This window comes from Lysobacter sp. N42, from assembly GCF_004344885.1.
In genome coordinates, this window is sequence record NZ_SKFB01000011.1 from 60,566 (window position 1) to 79,415 (window position 18,850).

The 18,850-nt window shown below is 71.5% G+C and carries 15 protein-coding genes; 6 read left to right on the forward strand and 9 right to left on the reverse strand.

Annotated elements, in window-relative coordinates; translation table 11 throughout:
• Positions 1-115 precede the first annotated feature (115 nt).
• The 5 genes from aceE to rsgA all read right to left on the reverse strand — a co-directional run bounded on the left by aceE (position 116) and on the right by rsgA (position 9,172).
• Positions 116-2,785, reverse strand: coding sequence for a pyruvate dehydrogenase (acetyl-transferring), homodimeric type (gene aceE / locus EYQ95_RS15695; protein ID WP_370451268.1), 2,670 nt, complete (start codon positions 2,783-2,785; stop codon positions 116-118).
• 290 nt (positions 2,786-3,075) lie between these two features.
• The gene (locus EYQ95_RS15700) at positions 3,076-4,116 is read right to left on the reverse strand and encodes a glycosyltransferase (RefSeq protein WP_132328162.1); all 1,041 of its coding nucleotides are present in this window, start codon (positions 4,114-4,116) and stop codon (positions 3,076-3,078) included.
• Between the two features lie 2 nt (positions 4,117-4,118).
• Positions 4,119-6,410, reverse strand: coding sequence for an NADP-dependent malic enzyme (locus tag EYQ95_RS15705; RefSeq protein WP_132328163.1), 2,292 nt, complete (start codon positions 6,408-6,410; stop codon positions 4,119-4,121).
• 349 nt (positions 6,411-6,759) lie between these two features.
• A complete protein-coding gene (locus EYQ95_RS15710) occupies positions 6,760-8,022 on the reverse strand; it encodes a flavohemoglobin expression-modulating QEGLA motif protein (protein WP_132328164.1) in 1,263 nt (420 codons plus the stop codon).
• A 1-nt stretch (position 8,023) separates the two neighbouring features.
• Positions 8,024-9,172 (reverse strand): ribosome small subunit-dependent GTPase A, encoded by a 1,149-nt coding sequence (gene rsgA, locus EYQ95_RS15715; RefSeq protein WP_132328165.1) that lies wholly within the window; start codon positions 9,170-9,172, stop codon positions 8,024-8,026.
• Between the two features lie 90 nt (positions 9,173-9,262).
• Between rsgA and EYQ95_RS15720 the strand changes: the two genes are divergently transcribed.
• Genes EYQ95_RS15720 through EYQ95_RS15730 form a run of 3 tightly spaced genes read left to right on the forward strand, consistent with a single transcriptional unit; the run spans position 9,263 to position 11,821 of the window.
• Complete coding sequence (locus EYQ95_RS15720) at positions 9,263-10,507, forward strand: aminotransferase class I/II-fold pyridoxal phosphate-dependent enzyme (RefSeq protein WP_132328166.1); 1,245 nt, start codon at positions 9,263-9,265, stop codon at positions 10,505-10,507.
• A 1-nt stretch (position 10,508) separates the two neighbouring features.
• Positions 10,509-11,126, forward strand: coding sequence for a GDSL-type esterase/lipase family protein (locus EYQ95_RS15725; RefSeq protein ID WP_132328167.1), 618 nt, complete (start codon positions 10,509-10,511; stop codon positions 11,124-11,126).
• Complete coding sequence (locus EYQ95_RS15730; RefSeq protein ID WP_132328168.1) at positions 11,123-11,821, forward strand: class I SAM-dependent methyltransferase; 699 nt, start codon at positions 11,123-11,125, stop codon at positions 11,819-11,821. Before EYQ95_RS15725 ends, EYQ95_RS15730 begins: the two co-directional genes overlap by 4 nt.
• A 17-nt stretch (positions 11,822-11,838) precedes the next feature.
• Here EYQ95_RS15730 and EYQ95_RS15735 read toward each other — a convergent pair whose 3' ends face one another.
• Entirely contained in the window at positions 11,839-12,666 is an 828-nt protein-coding gene (locus EYQ95_RS15735; RefSeq protein WP_132328196.1) for a polysaccharide deacetylase family protein, read from the reverse strand.
• 73 nt (positions 12,667-12,739) lie between these two features.
• Here EYQ95_RS15735 and grxD point away from each other — a divergent pair, with 73 nt between their 5' ends.
• Entirely contained in the window at positions 12,740-13,669 is a 930-nt protein-coding gene (gene grxD, locus EYQ95_RS15740; RefSeq protein ID WP_132328169.1) for a Grx4 family monothiol glutaredoxin, read from the forward strand.
• A 211-nt stretch (positions 13,670-13,880) separates the two neighbouring features.
• Here the strand turns inward: grxD and EYQ95_RS15745 are convergent, their stop codons facing one another.
• The 3 genes from EYQ95_RS15745 to EYQ95_RS15755 form a co-directional block, all read right to left on the reverse strand.
• The gene (locus tag EYQ95_RS15745) at positions 13,881-14,426 is read right to left on the reverse strand and encodes a DUF924 family protein (protein ID WP_132328170.1); all 546 of its coding nucleotides are present in this window, start codon (positions 14,424-14,426) and stop codon (positions 13,881-13,883) included.
• Positions 14,426-14,986 carry a lysozyme inhibitor LprI family protein gene (locus tag EYQ95_RS15750; RefSeq protein ID WP_132328171.1) on the reverse strand — a complete coding sequence of 187 codons (561 nt, stop codon included), beginning with the start codon at positions 14,984-14,986 and terminating at the stop codon, positions 14,426-14,428. Before EYQ95_RS15750 ends, EYQ95_RS15745 begins: the two co-directional genes overlap by 1 nt.
• Before the next feature lie 154 nt (positions 14,987-15,140).
• Positions 15,141-15,917: an AMP nucleosidase gene (locus tag EYQ95_RS15755; RefSeq protein ID WP_132328197.1), complete on the reverse strand. Its 777-nt coding sequence runs from the start codon at positions 15,915-15,917 to the stop codon at positions 15,141-15,143.
• Positions 15,918-16,030: 113 nt separating this feature from the next.
• Between EYQ95_RS15755 and EYQ95_RS15760 the strand changes: the two genes are divergently transcribed.
• Both EYQ95_RS15760 and EYQ95_RS15765 read left to right on the forward strand, forming a co-directional pair.
• Positions 16,031-17,464, forward strand: coding sequence for an amidohydrolase (locus EYQ95_RS15760; RefSeq protein ID WP_165924756.1), 1,434 nt, complete (start codon positions 16,031-16,033; stop codon positions 17,462-17,464).
• The gene (locus EYQ95_RS15765) at positions 17,461-18,750 is read left to right on the forward strand and encodes an amidohydrolase family protein (protein ID WP_132328173.1); all 1,290 of its coding nucleotides are present in this window, start codon (positions 17,461-17,463) and stop codon (positions 18,748-18,750) included. The genes EYQ95_RS15760 and EYQ95_RS15765 overlap by 4 nt, the downstream gene beginning before the upstream one ends.
• Positions 18,751-18,850: the final 100 nt, after the last annotated feature.

The following is an 18,850-nucleotide window of genomic DNA, read 5'->3' on the forward strand; positions in this document are numbered from 1 at the left end:
CCGGAAGCGGAGACAGGTGGCCTTCACTGAGCACAGTACCCGCGATGCTGTACTCGGGCCCGCCCAGGCAGGTGGCCGAAATGAAAAGCCCCGCCGAAGCGGGGCTTTTCGTATATCAGACCGTCAGCGGATTGGGCTTATCCACATCCAGCTTGTACTGCTTGATCGCCCGCGCCACATCCTTCCCCGTCATCTTCCCCTCCGCCGCCAGCGCCGCAATGGCCGCATGCGCGATGTGGAAGCGGTCCACCTCGAAGTGGCGGCGCAGGTTCGCCCGCGTATCCGACCGCCCGAACCCATCCGTGCCGAGCACCGTGTAGCGCATCGGCACGTACTCGCGGACCTGGTTGGCGAAGGCGCGCACGTAGTCGGTAGCAGCGATGGCCGGGCCGGGGCGGCCCTGCAGCAGCGAGGTGATGTACGGGACGCGCTGGGTGTCCTCGGGGTGCAGGCGGTTCCAGCGCTCGCAGTCCACGCCGTCGCGGGCGAGCTCGGTGAAGCTGGGGCAGGACCAGATGTCGGCGGTGACGCCGAAGTCGCGGTCCAACAGTTCGGCGGCGGCGATGACCTCGCGCAGGATGGTGCCCGAGCCCATCAGCTGCACACGCACTTCGCCCTTCCTGGGCTTGGCGCCGCCCTGCAGCAGGTACATGCCCTTGATGATGCCCTCGGCCGCACCGATCGGCATCTCCGGATGGGCGTAGTTCTCGTTCATCAGGGTGAGGTAGTAGTACTCGTCCTGCTGCTCGGTGAGCATGCGCTGCATGCCGTGCTGCAGGATCACAGCGACTTCGTAGCCGAAGGTGGGGTCGTAGGCGCGGCAGTTGGGGATGGCGCTGGCGAGCAGGTGCGAATGGCCGTCCTCGTGCTGCAGGCCTTCGCCGTTGAGCGTGGTGCGGCCGGCGGTGGCGCCGAGCAGGAAGCCGCGGGCGCGCATGTCGGCGGCCTGCCAGGCCGAATCGCCGATGCGCTGGAAGCCGAACATCGAATAGAAGATGTAGAACGGCAGCATCTGCAGGTCGTTCGTGGAGTAGCTGGTGGCCGAGGCCATCCAGCTGGCGAACGCGCCCGCCTCGGTGATGCCTTCCTCCAGCACCTGCCCGGCGGCGTCCTCGCGGTAGTACATGAGCTGGTCGCGGTCCACCGGCTTGTACTTCTGGCCGTGCGGGGCGTAGATGCCGAGCTGGCGGAACAGGCCTTCCATGCCGAAGGTGCGGGCTTCATCGGCCACGATCGGCACGCAGCGCGGGCCCACCTGCTTGTCGCGCAGGATGATGTTGAGCGCCTGCACGAAGCTCATGGTGGTGGAGATCTCGCGCTCGCCCGAGGACTTGAGCAGGCGGTCGAAGGCTTCGAGCTTGGGCGCTTCGAGCGGCTGCGACGCTTTCCGGCGGCGCTGCGGCAGGAAGCCGCCGAGCGCGCGGCGGCGCTCGAGCATGTATTCGACTTCCGGGCTCTTCTCGCCCGGGTGGTAGAACGGCACGGCTCCGTCGGCGAAGGCGCTGTCCGGGATCGGCACCTGGAAGCGGTCGCGGTAGGCGCGCACGGCCTCGTCGTCGAGCTTCTTGGTCTGGTGCGTGGGATTGAGCGACTCGCCCGCCGCGCCCATGCCGTAGCCCTTCACCGTCTTGGCGAGGATGACGGTGGGCATGCCCTTCGTCTTCGTGGCGAGGTCGTAGGCGGCATAGACCTTGTGCGGATCATGGCCGCCGCGGTTGAGGCGCCAGATGTCGTCGTCGGACAGCGAGGCGACGAGCTGCGCCGTCTCGGGGTACTTGCCGAAGAAGTTCTCGCGCGTGTACTTGCCGCCGAAGGCCTTGCAGTTCTGGTACTCGCCGTCGACGGTCTCCATCATCAACTGGCGCAGGCGGCCGGTGGTGTCGCGCGCGAGCAGCGGGTCCCAGTAGCTGCCCCAGACGAGCTTGATGACGTTCCAGCCGGCGCCGCGGAACTGGCCTTCCAGCTCCTGGATGATCTTGCCGTTGCCGCGCACCGGGCCGTCGAGGCGCTGCAGGTTGCAGTTGACGACGAAGACGAGGTTGTCGAGGCCTTCGCGGCCGGCGACCGAGATCGCACCGAGGGATTCAGGTTCATCGGTCTCGCCGTCGCCCAGGAAGCACCAGACCTTGCGGTCGGACTTGGGCATGAGCCCCCGGCCTTCGAGGTACTTCCAGTTGCGCGCCTGGTAGATCGCGCCGATGGGCCCCAGGCCCATCGAGACGGTGGGGAACTGCCAGTAGTCCGGCATCAGCCAGGGATGCGGATAGGAGCTGATGCCGCGGCCGTCGACTTCCATGCGGAAGTGGTCGAGCTGGTCCTCGGTCAGGCGGCCTTCGAGGAAGCTGCGGGCATAGATGCCCGGCGAGCTGTGGCCCTGGATGCCGATGAGGTCGCCCGGGTGGTCCGCGCTCGGCGCGCGCCAGAAGTGGTTGAAGCCCACGTCATACAGCGTCGCGGCCGAGGCGAATGACGAGATGTGGCCGCCGAGGTCGCCGGGCTTGCGGTTGGCGCGCACGACCATCGCCATCGCGTTCCAGCGCAGGATGGAGCGGATGCGCCATTCCATCGCGGCGTCCCCTGGCGACTTGGCCTCCAGGTGCGGCGGGATGGTGTTGACGTATTCGGTGGTGGGGGAAAACGGCAGGTGCGCGCCGGCGCGGCGCGTGACCTCGACCATGCCTTCCAGCAGCTGGTGGGCGCGCTGCGGGCCGTCGCGGTCGATGACCGCGGAGATCGATTCCAGCCACTCGCGACTCTCGGCGGGATCCGGGTCGTCGTGCAGCATTTCGGAGATGGCGAGGGAAAGGTTGCCGATCATGCGCGTTGCGGCCCCTTGGCCGTTTCATCTGATGCGAGGGAAGGCCGGATTCTAGCAATGCGGCCGCCGCGGCCAGCCGCCCTGAAAACGTTCACAGGTGACAGCGTGAACGGGCGCGCACAGGCGACGGGGCGGTGCTGGCGTCAGCGGCCGCTGCAGGGCGCCATACCAGGGCGAATGGAGGCCAGTGGCCGAGGCCCACGATGAGCGAACGTCTGCAACGTCGGAAACGAATCCGACAACGCCGTGGCGGCCGGTCAGGCGGACGCCCTGCTCCCTTCGATATCCGCACCCGTCCGGGCCCGCGCTGACGCGAGCTGGCCGATCGCGGACGCCAAGCGCCCGGCGAAGGCGCGGTCGTTGTCCACGTACCAACGCCGCGCAGCCTCGCCGAGGCGTTCAAGGTGGGCGGTGTCGGCAACAACCAGGCGCTCGATGGCCTCCTCCAGCGCGTGCTCGTCCACGTAGTAGGTGGTCGCCAGCTGCTGGCGGCCGGTGCGGCCTGCAGGAATACAGACACCACGTCCCGCATCCACCAGCTCGTTCATGGGCTCGGCATCGGTGGTGAGCACGACCGCGCCTACGCTCATCGCCTCCACCAGGTAGTGGCCGAACCCCTCGGTTTCCGAGCAGCAGACGTGGAAGCGGCAGGCGTTCTGCAGGCGCCGCAGCTCGGCGTCGTCGATGTAGTCGACACGGTGTTCGATGTTCGCGGGCGCTGGATCCAGCGCCCGTGCCGTGCGCGGGCTCTGCAGCACGGTGAGCCGCGGCCATTCGGGATGGCGGCGCCAGAGCGCGATCAGCGCGTCGGTGCCCTTGTTGCTGCTGCGTCCGGCGAGGTGGAAGAAGCGCTGCTCGCGCGGAACGCTGGCGTCCAGCCGGTCCTCGCTGGTGAAGCCGATGAAGGCCGTGGCCACGCCCAGTTCGCGAAACAGCCGCTCCGCGTGCCGCGTCTTGGCGAGCACGCCATCGAGGCGAGGCAGCAGCGCGACGTCCACGGGCTGGCACCACTCGGGGTTCGGGATGAACAGGTTGATGCGCGCGCTGCCCAGGTCTTCGGCGCGCACGTGCTCGAGCATGATGTTCACATCGTACGCGGGTGGGCGGCGAAACAGCCGCGCCAGCCGCGAACGCGCACGCAGCAGCGGCGGGCGGAACCACTTGCGCAGCTTGCCGCGGCCGATGGCGGTGACGTGGACCACGTACCCGCTCTCACACAGCGCCTGTTCCAGCAGCCGCAGGTCACGCGTGAGCCCGACGCCGTTGTTCCAGCCGATCAGGTTCACGCGCAGTGGCATGCTCAGCGCCCCCGCGCCGACCGGATCTGCGCATCCACCGCCGCGATCGCCGTCATGTTGACCACGCGGCGCGGCGTCGAGGCCGGGGTGAGGATGTGGGCGGGCTTGTCCAGGCCCATCAGGATCGGGCCGATGGCCACGCCGTCGGTCATCACGCGCACCATGTTGTAGACGATGTTCGCCGCGTCCAGGTTGGGCATGACGAACAGGTTCGCGCGGCCCTTGAGCATGGAGTTGGGGAACATGCGGTGGCGCAGCTCGTCGTCCCAGGCGGTATCGGCCTGCATCTCGCCCTCGATCTCCAGCCTGGGCGCGCGCTCGCGCAGGATCTCCAGCGCGCGGCGCATCTTGCTGGCCGAGGGGTTGTCGTGGCTGCCGAAATTGCTGTGCGAGAGCAGCGCGACCTTGGGCTCGATGCCGAACAGCTTGAGGCGGTAGGTGGCCTGCAGCGTGGCCTCGGCGATCTGCTCGGCGCTGGGGTCGACCTGCACGTGGGTGTCGAGGAAGAACCACGCGCCCTGGTTGTTGATGACCGCGGTCATCGCCGCGGTGCCCGCCACGCCGCGGTCGAAGGAGAACACGCTGCGCAGGTAGCCGAGCTTCTTGTGGAAGCGGCCGACGATGCCGCAGATCATCGCGTCGGCCTCGCCGCGCTCGACCATCAGCGCGGCGATCAGCGTCGGCCGCGAGCGCAGCAGGTTCTTGGCCGCGGCCGGGGTGACGCCCCGGCGCTGGGTGAGTGCGTGGTACTGCTGCCAGTAGCTATCGAAGCGCGGGTCGGAGTTGATGTTGGTCAGCTCGAAGTCCACGCCCGGGCGCATGCGCAGGCCCAGGCGCTCGATGCGGCTGGCGATCACCTCGGGCCGGCCGATCAGGATCGGGCTCGCCAGGCCTTCGTCGATCACCGTCTGCACCGCGCGCAGCACGGTCTCTTCCTCGCCTTCGGCGTAGACCACGCGCTTGAGGTCGGCGCGGGCGCGGTCGTAGACCGGCTTCATCAGCAGGCCGGTGCGGTAGATGAACTGGCCGAGCTTCTCCTCGTAGGCGCGCATGTCGAGGATGGGGCGCGTGGCCACGCCGGAGTCCATCGCCGCGCGGGCCACGGCCGGCGCCAGCATCACCAGAAGGCGCGGGTCGAACGGGCGCGGGATCAGGTAGTCGGGGCCGAAGGTGGGCACGTCGCCGCCGTAGGCACTGGCGAGGTCGCCGGCCTCCATGCGCGCCAGCTGCGCGATCGCGCGCACGCAGGCCAGCTTCATCGCCTCGTTGATCTCGGTGGCACCCACGTCGAGCGCGCCGCGGAAGATGTAGGGGAAGCAGAGCGCGTTGTTGACCTGGTTCGGGTAGTCCGAGCGGCCGGTCGCGATGATGCAGTCCGGGCGCACCGCCTTGGCGGCCTCCGGCAGGATCTCGGGGTACGGGTTGGCGAGCGCGAGGATCACCGGCCGCTCGGCCATGGTGGCCACCATCTCGGGCTTGAGCACGCCGCCGGCGGACAGGCCCAGGAAGACGTCGGCACCGACCATGATGTCGGCCAGCGTGCGCTTGTCGGTGTCGCGGGCGTAGCGCTGCTTGTCCGGGTCCATGTTGTCGCGGCCAGTGTAGAGCACGCCGTCGCGGTCCACCGCGAGGATGTTCTCCGGGCGCATGCCCAGCGCCACCAGCATGTCCAGGCAGGCGATGCCGGCCGCGCCCGCGCCGGCGGTGGCCAGCTTCACGTCCTCGATCCTCTTGCCGACCACTTCGAGTGCATTGAGCACCGCGGCACCCACGATGATCGCCGTGCCGTGCTGGTCGTCGTGGAACACCGGGATCTTCATCCGCTCGCGCAGCTTGCGCTCGACGATGAAGCACTCCGGGGCCTTGATGTCCTCGAGGTTGATGCCGCCGAAGGTGGGCTCCAGGCTGGCGATGATGTCGACCAGCCTGTCGGGATCGCGCTCGTCGACCTCGATGTCGAAGACGTCGATGCCGGCGAACTTCTGGAACAGCACGCCCTTGCCTTCCATGACCGGCTTGCCGGCCAGGGGGCCGATGTCGCCCAGGCCCAGCACGGCGGTGCCGTTGGAGATCACCGCCACCAAGTTGCCGCGCGCGGTGAGCTCGCTGGCGGTGTTGGGGTCGGCGACGATCGCCTCGCAGGCATAGGCCACGCCCGGGGAATAGGCCAAGGCGAGGTCGCGCTGGGTCACCAGCGCCTTGGTCGGCGCCACGCGGATCTTCCCGGGCGGGTCCGCGCGGTGGTAGTCGAGGGCGGCCTGCTTGAGATCGTCGGAGCTGGAAGTCTGGGTCATCGCGATACCGCACCGGACGGGGAACCGATTCTACCCGGGCGGCCGGTGGAGGCTCGCCGGCAGGCAGTGCGTGGGCCACGGATCGACACGGGCCGACGCCGATCGGCGCATGGCCGGCGCGGGCACTCGGGGCGGCAGGGCGGATGGAGCGCCGTGGAGAGTTCTCCGTCAGCCACGGATGGACACGGATGGACACGGATCCGGTGCGTGACCGCTGCGCACGCGCCTGGAAGCACCACCGCACTTGCCATGGCGGGTCGAGCCGGAACGGCGCGTCGCACCCGCGACGGCAGCGATTCCGATCCGCGTCCATCCGTGTCCATCCGTGGCCGAACCCCGGCTCCACGGCCTAGAAATCGAGGAAGCCACCTTCGCTGGCCACGCTGTCCAGGCGAATGCGGTTGGCGAACAGGGAGAAGGCCAGCATGCCCGCCAGACCGCTGGTGCGCGTGAGCCACGGCGGCAGCCAGCGCGGCGGCACCAGCACGCCGGCGTCGAACATGGGCTCGAAGCGCTGCACGTCGGCGAGCGTCATCTTGCCGGCGAACAGGTCGCGGCAGAGCGCGAGCTTGCGTTCGCGCAGCGCCCAGCGAAAGAAGGTGTGCACGCCGACCAGGCCGCGCAGGTAGACCGCGTCCTTGGTGAAGGCGCTGCCGCCGGTGGTGGGCACGCCGCGGAAGATGCGCTGGGCCGAGGCGAAGCTCTCGTGTGGCGTCTGCCCGGCATCGAGGAAGTAGCGGAACACGTCGACGAAGTCGGCGCCGTCCAGCGCCATGGACACGGCCTCGATGCGCAGGCTGATGCGCTTCATGCGGCCGATGTCGATGGTGCCGGTGATCTGCTCGGCGAAGGTCGCCAGGCCCTCCTGCGTGGCCGTGGTGCGCGGCGAGGCCAGCGAGAGCGAGGCCAGCACCGGCTGCTCGCGGCCGTTGAGCGCGGTGAGCGAATGCACGAAGGCCTCGTGCTGCAGCAGCTGGCCGCGGTCGTAGTCGGAGAAGCCCGCGCAGGAGCGCAGGCGGATGCGCGTGGCGCCGGCGGCGGCCTTGGCGATGAGGTCCGGATCGAGCACGACCTCGATCACCCGGCCGTTGAAGTAGTCGTCCAGGTCGCCCTGCAGCTGCAGGCGCAGCGCGGTGGCGGAGATGCGCACGGTCTCGCTGGGCGCGAGCAGGCCGTGGTCGAGCTCGTCGGCGATCGAGATGAAGTGCTGCGCCGCTTCGCGCGTGGTGGGGCCGTTTCCCGGCAACGTCTCGTTCGGCGCGCCGTAGAGCTCGGTGGAATAGGCGGTGACGCGGTGCGTGCCCAGCACCTCGCACATGCGCGCGGCGGTGGCCCAGCTGCGGGCGGAGTCGATCAGGTACTGGCCGAGCGGGTGGCAGGGATCGGCCTCGCGGATGACCGCGTCGAGCTCGGCCCTCGCCTCGCTGAAATCCACCCGTCGATAGGCGACCTTCGGCGGCCGTGCATCGCCACGCGCGAAGGCGGCGAGGAAGTCCTGCTCCATGCCGGCGGGCCAGCTGACCAGCGCGAGCACGCGGATGTCGCGCGCCACGCGCACCAGGCGCGCGTCCAGCGCGGCATGGTGGGCGATGTCCGGCGCGCGGCCCGCCAAGTCAGCGCCTGCCGTTCTTGTCGTCCGCGCGCCTGCCCGCGGCCTTGCCGGGCACGCGCGCCTGCGCCTTCTGCGCCAGGCGCGTGGCCAGGCGGTCGCCCGCGGCGGCGACTTCGCCGGCGAGCTTGCGGAAGCTGGCCAGCCGCTGTGCGCCGAGCGCGCCCGCCTCCACGGCCGCGCGGACGGCGCAGCCGGGCTCCTTCTCGTGCGCGCAGTCGCGGAAGCGGCATTCGGCCGCCAGCGCCTCCACGTCGGCGAAGGTGTCGGTGACGTCCTCCTCGCCGGTGGGCTTGAGCTCGCGCATGCCGGGCGTGTCGATCAGGCAGCCGCCCTGCGGCAGCGGGATCAGCGCGCGATGCGTGGTGGTGTGGCGGCCGCGCGAGTCGTGCCCGCGCACCGCGCCGGTCTTCATGCGCTCGATGCCCAGCAGCGTGTTCGTGAGCGTGGACTTGCCCGCGCCCGAGCTGCCCACCAGCACCGCGGTGCGGCCCGGGCCGAGCCAGCGCGCGAGCGTGTCCACGCTGGCCGCGTCGCGCGCGTTGACGACGACCGACTCGACCCCCTCGGTCGCCACCTGCGACAGCGCCGCGCGCGCCTGCCCGACCGTGGCCGCGCCGGCCACGTCGGCCTTGGTCAGCACGATCACCGCCTGCGCGCCGCTGCCATGCACCAGCAGCAGGTAGCGCTCGATCCGGCGCGGGTTGAAGTCGCCGTCCAGCCCCGACACCACGAACACCACGTCGATGTTCGCGGCGATGAGCTGCTGCCTGTAGTGCTCGCCCGCCGCGCCGCGCTTGATGGCGCTGTGGCGCGGCAGCAGCGCGAGCGCCTTGGCGGCGTTCTCCGGGCCTTCGATCAGCAGCCAGTCGCCCACGCCGGGGCGGGCCTCCGGATCGGTGCGGCCGGCGCGGTAGCCGGGCGGGCGCAGCCAGTCGCCCAGCGACTCCACGCCGAAGGCCGCGCCCGGCGCGTCGGCCGCGATGTAGCCGGTGCGGTGCTGTTCGACCACGCGGGCCGGGCGGCTGCCGGGGTGCGCGTCCAGCAGCGCCTGCCAGGCCGGATCCAGCGGGCGGCCGGCCTCGTCCGACGGCCAGCCGATCGCCCGCAGGGCGGCGGCGTCGGGGCGGGGGGCGGGATCGGGGCGGGACATGGCCGGATTCTAGCCAGAGCGTGCGCGCCGCCCCGGCCGCGGCCGCCGGTTTTGCTAGGCTGGCCGCCATTTCGTCCACCGCCGCCTGCCGTGTCCAGCCTCAAGACCCGCGAACGCCTGTCCGAAGTCCGCTACGAGATCCGCGGCGAGCTCGCCCGCCGGGCCCGCGAGCTGGAGGCGCAGGGCCGCACGCTGATCAAGCTCAACATCGGCAACCCCGGCGCCTTCGGCTTCCGCGCGCCCGCGCACCTGCAGCGGGCGATCACCGAGCGCATCCACGACACCGACCCCTACACCCACCAGCAGGGCCTGCCGGCCGCGCGCGAGGCCATCGCCGAGTTCCACCGCCGCCGCGGCACGCCCAATGCGTCACCCGAGCGCGTGTTCGTCGGCAACGGCGTGTCCGAGCTGATCGACCTCTCCCTGCGGGCGCTGCTCAACCCCGGCGACGAGGTGCTGGTGCCCTCGCCCGACTACCCGCTGTGGACGGCCGCGACCATCCTCAACGACGGCCGCGCGGTGCACTACCGCTGCGCCGAATCCAACGGCTTCCTGCCCGACCCGGACGAGATCGAGCGCCTGGTGACGCCGCGCACGCGCGCGATCGTGGTCATCAACCCGAACAACCCGACCGGCGCGGTGTACCCGCGCGAGATCCTCGAGCGCATCGTCGCCATCGCCGCCCGGCACAAGCTCCTGCTGATGTCGGACGAGATCTACGACGCCATCACCTACGACGGCGCGGCCTTCGTGCCGCTGGCCACGCTGGCCGGTGACGTGCCCTGCCTGTCCTTCGGCGGCCTGTCGAAGGTGCACCGCGCCTGCGGCTGGCGCATCGGCTGGGCGGTGCTCAGCGGCGATCCGGTCACCGTGGGCGACTTCCACCACGCCATGGACCTGCTCGGCGCGCTGCGCCTGTGCGCGAACGTGCCCGGTCAGTTCGCCATCGAGGCGGCGCTGCATGGCGAGGACACCATTGCCGCGCTGTGCGCACCCGGCGGGCGCCTGTACGAGGCGCGCCGCGCCGTGGTCGAGAGCGTGGCGGCCAGCCCGCACCTGCGCATGAGCACGCCCGGCGGCGCGCTCTACGGCTTCCCGCAGGTGGTGGGCGAGGCGGCCGCGGGCTTCGACGACCATGCCTTCGCGCTGGAGATGCTGGAAACCGAGGACGTGCTGATCGTGCCCGGCAACAGCTTCAACGTGCCCTACCGCGACCACTTCCGCGTGACCCTGCTGCCCGAGCCGGACCAGCTGCGCGAGGTGTTCGCGCGCATCGACCGCGTGCTGGCGCGTCGCGCCGCGGCGGCCGGCACCAGCCGCGCGCAGGTGGCCTGACATGCGCCTGCGCTACCTCGCCCTGGGCGACAGCTACACCATCGGCGAGGGCGTGGACGAGCGCGACCGCTGGCCCGCGCAGCTGGTGCGCGGCCTGCGTGGCGACGAATTCCTGCTCGGCGATCCGCACTACATCGCCAGGACCGGCTGGACCTGCGAGGAGCTGATCGCGGCCATCCACGCCGAACAGCCCTCGCCGCACTGGGATTTCGTGACGGTCTGCGCCGGCGTGAACGACCAGTACCGGGGACATTCGCTGGCCGACTTCCGCGAGCAGTACGGGCGCCTTCTGGACATGGCGATCACCCTGGCGGGACATCGCAACGACCGCGTCATGGCGCTGTCGATCCCCGACTGGGGCGTGACCCGCTTCGCCACGCGCGAAGGGCGCGACCGGCAGGAAGTGCGCGAGCAGATCGACCGCTTCAACGAGACGGCCTGCCGGCTCTGCGAGGCCCGGCGCATCGCCTTCGTCGACATCACGCCCACCAGCCGTGCCGGGGGCGACGACGACGACATGCTCGCCGACGACGGCCTGCACCCCTCCGGCGCGATGTATGCGCGCTGGGTGGAGCTGGCCCTGCCGGTGGCCCATTCGCTGCTCGCACCCGAGGCATGAGCCGCGCCGAGGCCCGGCCGCTCGACGCGGCCGCCGCCCGCAGCATCGCCCGCGCCTTCCTGCCGGCCTCGCGCCTGGGCAGCCGCTGGAACTACCACTACGTGCAGGGAAAGCTGCGCAGCGACCCGCTCTACCCGGGCATCGCCGTCGCCCTGCGCGGCACGCGCGCGCCGCTGCTCGACCTGGGCTGCGGCCTGGGGCTGCTGGCGCATACCCTGCGCGCCGACGGCATCGCGCTGCCCTACCGCGGCGTGGACGTGGATGCCGGCAAGATCGCCAAGGCGCGCCAGGCGGCGACGCGCGCGGGCCTGGCTGACGTGGCCTTCGACACCGTCGACCTCGCATGCCAATGGCCCGCGCATTCGGGCAGCGTGGCCATCCTCGACGTGCTGCAGTACCTGGCGCCGGAGGCGCAGGTGGCCACGCTGGACGCGGCGATCGGCATGCTCGCGCCCGGCGGGCGGCTGGTGATCCGCACCGGCCTGGACGACGGCGGCGCGCGCGCCCGCTTCACCCATTTCGCCGACATGGTCGGCCGCCTCAGCGGCTGGATGTACTCGTCGCCGCGCCGCTACCCGCAGGCCGAGGCCCTGCGCACGCGGCTCGAGGCCGCGGGGCTGGCGGTGGCGTTCGTGCCGCTGCGCGGCAATACGCCCTTCAACAACTGGCGCATCGTGGCCGAGCGCCTCGGCTGAGCCCGCGCCGCCGCGGCTCAGTCCGCCTGCGTCGCCGCCGCGGCGCCCACCGCAGGCGGTTCCACGCGCGGCAGCACGCAGCGATAGCCCAGCGCGTCGAGCCGGGCCAGCAGCTTCGCCAGCGTCTCCACGTTGCGCCCGTGCGGCGCCCCCTCGTGCGCGAGCACGATCGCGCCGGGTGCGAGCTGGCGCTCGATGCGCGCCACCACGGCATCCGGATCGGCGCGCACGCCGTCGAAACCGCGCGCGCTCCAGCCCACGCGCGCCAGGCCATGCGCGGCGAGCGCGGGCGCGACGAAGGGATTGGCCATGCCGACCACGGCACGGAACCAGCACGGCGCGGTGCCGGTGAGCTCGGCGATCACGCGCTGGGTTTCGCCGATCTCGCGGCGCATGCGCGCAGGGCCCAGCGCCCAGAACGAGCCGGCCGGGTGCGTGGCGCTGTGGTTGCCCAGCTCGTGCCCGCGGCGGGCGATCTCGCGCACCAGCTCCGGCCGCCGGCGCGCATGCTCGCCGACGACGAAGAACGTCGCCTTCGCCCCGTGCGCGTCGAGCAGGTCGAGGATGGCGAGCGTTTCGTCGGAGGGGCCGTCGTCGATGGTCAGCCAGACCACGCGCCCGGCGTCCCCAAGACGCGTGAGCACCGGGCCGAACAGGCGCGAGTCGGGCCGCAGCGTGCCCCAGAGCGCGAGCGCGTGCGTGGCCAGCAGGGCCGGCAGGCCGATGCGCCAGCCCAGCCGCCACCAGAGCAGCGCGACGATCGCCTGGGACAGCAGCAGCAGTGCCCAGCCGGCATGCGGCGCGCGCGGCGGCCGGTGCACGACGGCGGGAGCAGGGGATGGCATGCGTTCATGATGCCACGCCGGTTCCTGGCGGCCCGCGCCGTAAAATGCCCGCCTCACTTCGAAGGATTCGCCCATGTCGCTCGATCCCGCCCTGCGCGCCCGCATCGACTCGCTGCTGCAGAGCAACCGCGTCGTCCTGTTCATGAAGGGCGAGCCCGGCATGCCGCAGTGCGGCTTCTCGGCCAAGGCCTCCGGCGTGCTGAACGAGCTGGGCATCGACTACGCGCACGTGAACGTGCTGGCCGATCCGGAGATCCGCGAGGGCATCAAGCTCTACGGTGACTGGCCCACGATCCCCCAGCTCTACATCGACGGCGAGCTGGTCGGCGGCAGCGACATCGTCGAGCAGATGGCGCGCTCGGGCGAGCTGCACGCGGCGTTGGGCCTGCAGGCGCCGGACCGCACGCCGCCGGCCATCGAGATCACGCCCGCCGCGGCGGCCATGCTGCGCGAGGCCATCGCCGGCGCGGGCGCCGGCTATGCACTGCTGGTGTCGGTCGACCGCGAGTTCCGCACGCAGCTGCAGCTGGGGCCGGTGGATGCGAACGCGATCGCGGTGGACGTCGACGGCATCCGCGCGCAGTTCGACCTCGCCAGCGCGCAGCGCGCCAGGGGCCTCCGGATCGACTGGGTGGACGATGCACGCGGCCGCGGGCTGGTGGTCGAGAACCCGAATGCGCCGGCCGCGGTGAAGGCGATCGGCGCGGCGGAAGCTGCCCGCATGCTCGCCGACGGCGCGCTGACCCTGGTGGACGTGCGGCCGGTCGAGGAGCGCGCGATCGCCTCCGTGCGCGTGCCCTTCTCCGTGCTCGACGGCGAGGCCGCGGCGGAAGTGGAGAACCTGCCCAGGGACACGCCGCTGGCGTTCCTCTGCCACCACGGCAGCCGCAGCGCCGCCGCGGCCGAGCATTTCCGCCGGCTGGGCTTCACCCAGCTCTACAACGTCGAGGGCGGCATCGACGCCTGGTCCCAGCAGGTGGATGCGGCGGTGCCGCGCTACTGAGCGGCGCCTCGCGACTCGTCCGGAACGGCCGCCCTGCGCGGCCGTTTTCATTGGCGCGCCCGGCGCGCGCACCGCGCCACCCGGGTCCGTGCACGCCGAGCGCACCGGGTCCACGCCGTCGGGCGTTCTTCCACCGGACCATCCACGCAGCCGCCGGGCGCCAAGCCACCGGGCGCGGCTGCGGCCTTGCGCGGCGAGTCGGCCGCTGCCTTCAGCCGGCGAAGCCACCCGCATCGAGGAACGCCTGTTCCTCCACGGTCGTCTCGCGGCCCAGCGCGGCATTGCGATGCGGGAAGCGCCCGAAGCGCTCGATGATGTCGAGGTGGATGCGCGCCCACCGGTCGGCATCGGGCCCGGGCAGCCGCGCATGCAGCGCCATCGAACGGTGCTGGTCGTCCAGCCGTTCGGAATGCTCGAAGGGCAGGTAGAAGAACACGCGCAGCGACGCGTCCACGGCGAGGTCGAAACCCGCGGCCACTGCATGCCCGGCGAAGCTGCGCGCCAGCGGGTCGGTCGCCCAGGCATGCGCGCTGCCGCGCCAGACGTTGCGCGGGATCTGGTCGAGCAGCACCAGCAGCGCGAGCGCGCCTTCGGCGTCGCCGAGCCAGGCGTCGAGTTCACGACGCGCGGCGGCGAAATGCAGCGGGAGAAGGCGCGCGCAGGCGGCATCGAACCCGGCATCGCGCGCGAACCAGCGCGCCGGGCCGGCCTCGCGCCAGAACGCGACCACGTCGGCGGCGGTGCGGGCTTCGTGCATCAGTCGCCTCCCAGCTGGGTCTCGAGCTCGGCGGCCCATGCGCTGGTCAGGCTCTCCAGGGTGACGGCCTGGATCAGCGCGCGGATCGGACCGCGAGCATAGGACTGCGCGATGAAGAGTGCATGGCGGTCGCGAAACGCCAGCCAGGCCGAGTGCGCGCGGTCGAAGGCGGCCAGCTCCTCGCCGTCGAGCTGCGCACGCACCGTCGCCACCACGCGGCGCATGCGTGCATCGGCCAGCAGGAGGCGCTCGCGGGCCTGCGCGGTGAACTCGTCGTCGTGCAGCACCTCCACGGCGCCGCGCTCGACGACCTCCTCCGCACGCGTGACGATGCCGTCGGCGATCTCCACGGCGCTCTGCGCCTTGCCGACCAGCCCGTGCTCGAAGCGCTGCAGCTCGCCCAGGCTGGTCTTCGCGCCTTCCAGGCCCTGCTTGAGCGCGAGCAGCTTCTGGCTGCGCTCGATGGCCTCGGTGGTGCGGCGCCTTTCCACGCGGCGCTGCACGAAGTAGAAGGCCCACGTCAGCGCCGCGCCGAGGACCACCAGGAAGGCCTGTTCCATGTCCTGCTCCTGTCCGGTGGGACAGTCTGCAGGGGCGGCATCTCAGCCGTCGCGACGTGGCGCGCCGCCGGTCGCCGCCGGGCGGGATGCGGAAAACGCCCGGACATCCCGGCGTCTTCCATGGGGCCGGACCACGCGCTGCGGCGCGCGACGGCTACTCGTCGAAGCGCAGGTGGCGCACCGACTTGCCGTGGCGGCGGATCAGGCGCAGCGCCTCGATGCCGACCTGGATGTGGTTGTCGACGAAGTCCGCGGTGACCTTCGCGTCCGACTCGGCGGTCTTCACCCCTTCCGGCGTCATCGGCGCATCCGAGACCAGCAGCAGCGCGCCGCAGGGAATGCGGTTGGCGAAGCCGGCCGCGAAGATCGTCGCCGTCTCCATGTCGATGGCCATGCAGCGCAGCCGGCGCAGGTACTCCTTGAAGGCCTCGTCGTGTTCCCAGACGCGGCGGTTGGTCGTGTAGACGGTGCCGGTCCAGTAGTCGTGGCCGAGGTCGCGGATCATGGTCGAGACCGCGCGCTGCAGGGCGAATGCGGGCAGCGCGGGCACCTCGGGCGGCATGTAGTCGTTGGACGTGCCCTCGCCGCGGATGGCGGCGATCGGAAGCACCAGGTCGCCGAGCCTGTTCTTGCGCTTGAGGCCGCCGCACTTGCCCAGGAACAGCACGGCCTTGGGCGAGATCGCCGAGAGCAGGTCCATCAGCGTGGCCGCGTTCGGGCTGCCCATGCCGAAGTTGATCATGGTGATGCCATCGCTGGTGGCGCTGGGCATGGGCCGGTCCAGCCCCACGATGGGCGCGCCGGTGAGGCGCGCGAAGGTCTGCAGGTAGCCGCCGAAGTTCGTGAGCAGGATGTGCTCGCCGAAATCCTCGAGCGCGACGCCGGTGTAGCGCGGCAGCCAGTTGGAGACGATTTCCGGTTTGTCCTTCATCTGAATTCGTTCACGTTTTCGGCCGATTGTCGCACCGCCCATGACGAAGGTCATGGTGACGCGGCAGGTGCGGCCGGCTAGGGTCGCCTGTCCACCCGTGCCCGATGTCTTCCATGTCCCGAACCCTGCTTTCGCTGCTCTGCGCCGCGGCGCTGGCCGCGCCGCTGGCCGTGCCCGCGCAGGACGCGCAGAAGCCGGCGCGCCCGTCGCGCTTCGTCCAGGACCCCTACCCCAGCACCTACCGCGCGCTGCCGAACCCGCCGGTGCTGCTGCGCAACGCCATCGTGCTCACCGGTACCGGCGAGCGCCTGGACGGCGCGGACGTGCTGATGCGCGAGGGAACCATCGTGCAGGTGGGCCGGGGGCTGCAGGCCCCGGCGGATGCCACCGTGGTGGACGCCACCGGCAAGTGGATCACGCCCGGCATCATCGACGTGCATTCGCACCTGGGCGTGTATGCCAGCCCGGGCACCAACTCGCACCAGGACGGCAACGAGGCCACCAGCCCGGTCACCGCGAACGTCTGGGCCGAGCATTCGGTCTGGCCGCAGGACCCGGGCTTTTCGGCCGCGCTGGCCGGCGGCGTGACCACCCTGCAGATCCTGCCCGGCAGCGCCAACCTCGTCGGCGGGCGCGGCGTCACGCTCAAGAACGTGCCGGCCACCACCTACCAGGCGATGAAGTTCCCCGGCGCGCCCTGGGGCCTGAAGATGGCCTGCGGCGAGAACCCCAAGCGCGTCTACGGCCAGAAGGGCGGCCCGAGCACGCGCATGGGCAACGTGGCCGGCTACCGCGCGGCCTTCATCGACGCCAGCGAATACCGCCGCAAGAACATGCCCAAGCCGCCGAAGAAGCGCTCCTGGTGGCAGCGCGGGGGCGATGCCGACAGCCAGCAGGACACCGGCGGCAAGCGCGACCTCAAGATGGACACGCTGGCCGGCGCCATGAACGGCGACATCCAGGTCCACATCCACTGCTACCGCGCCGACGAGATGGCGGTGATGCTCGACCTTGCCAAGGAGTTCGGCTTCAAGGTCGCCGCCTTCCACCACGGCGTGGAGGCCTACAAGCTGGCCGACCGCCTGGCCGCCGAAGGCGTCTGCGGCGCGCTCTGGGCCGACTGGTGGGGCTTCAAGATGGAGGCTTTCGACGGCATCCAGGAGAACATCGCCATCGTCGACAGCCGCCCGAACGGCTGCGCGATCGTGCATTCCGATTCGGAGGAAGGCATCCAGCGCCTCAACCAGGAGGCCGCGAAGGTGATGGCCAGCGCCCGGCGCGCCGGCATGGAGATCGCACCCGAGCGCGCCATCCGCTGGCTGACCAGCAACGCGGCGAAGTCGCTGGGCGTGCTGGACAGGACCGGCACGCTGGAGCCGGGGAAGATGGCCGACGTGGTGCTCTGGAACGGCAACCCCTTCAGCGTGTACGCCAAGGCCGAGCAGGTCTACATCGACGGCGCGCGCGTCTACGACCGCAACGATCCCTCGAGGCAGCCGGTGTCGGACTTCGTGCTCGGCCAGAACGCCCGCGGAGGTGTCCAGTGAGCCGCCTGAAGACCCTCGCCGGCGCGCTGCTGCTCGCGCTCGCCCCCGCGCTCCCCGCGCAGGAGCTGCTGATCCGCAACGCCACCGTGCACACCGCCACCGCGCGCGGCACGCTGCAGAACGCCGACATCCTGGTCAGCGGCGGCAAGATCGTCGCCGTCGGCCCCAACCTGTCGGCCGCCGACAACGTGCCCAGCGTGGACGCCGCCGGCCGCCCGGTCACGCCCACGCTGTTCGGCGGCATCACCCGCATGGGGCTGGAGGAGGTCTCCGGCGAGGCCAAGACGGTGGACGCCACGCTCACCCTCGGCCGCGGCACGCGCGAGATGACGGTGCGGCCGGAGTTCGACGTCACCCTGGCCTTCAATCCCGAGTCCTCGCTGCTGGCGGTCAACCGCGTCGAGGGCCTGGGCTGGACGCTGCTGGGCCCGGGCACGGGCGAGGGCGGCTCGATCATCGCCGGCCAGGGCGCGGTGGTGCGCCTGGACGGCTCGCCCGACCCGGCCGGCCCGAAGGTGCTGTTCGTCGAGCTGGGCAACGACGCCTCGGGCCTGACCGGCCAGTCGCGCGCGGCGCAGTGGATGCTGCTCGACCAGTTCTTCGACGAGGCCCGCGGGCGCATCCCGCTCAACGCGCCGATGGCGATGCTCACGCCCGCCGGGCGCGCGGTGCTGTCGCGCTTCCTCGAAGGCCGCGGCCGCGTGATGTTCAAGGTGGACCGCGCCGCCGACATCCGCCAGCTGCTGCGCTTTGCCGACCGCCACGGCCTGCGCATCGCGATTTCCGGCGGCGCCGAAGCCTGGAAGCTCGCGCGCGAGCTCGCCGCTTTGAGGGTTCCGGTGTTCGTCGACCCGCTGGCGAACCTGCCCGCCGACTTCGACCGCCTCGGCGCCCGCATGGACAACGCCGCGCTGCTGCGGGCGGCCGGCGTGCCGGTGGGCATCGTGCAATCGGGCGATGCCTCCCACAACGCGCGCAAGGTGCGCCAGCTGGCGGGCAACGCCGTCGCCCAGGGCCTGCCCTGGGAGGACGGCCTGGCCGCGCTCACCCGCGTGCCGGCCGAGGCCTTCGGCCTGGCCGGGGCGGGCGGTATCGCCCCCGGTCAGCGCGCCGACCTCGTGCTGTGGACGGGCGATCCGCTGGACGTGGGCAGCGTCGCGCAGCAGGTCTGGTTCGGCGGCCGCCCCATCGAAATGCGCAGCCGCCAGACCGAACTGCGCGACCGCTACTGGCGCAGCGAGGGCCCGTTGCCGCGCGCGTACACGGTGCCCGACCGCACGCGCTGAGCCCTGCCGCAGCGCAGCACGCCCGTGCATGACGGGCGTGCCGCAGGCCGCGCCCCCGGCGCGCGCCTGCCCGCGCGCGGCAGATGTGGCCGCCGCGCGT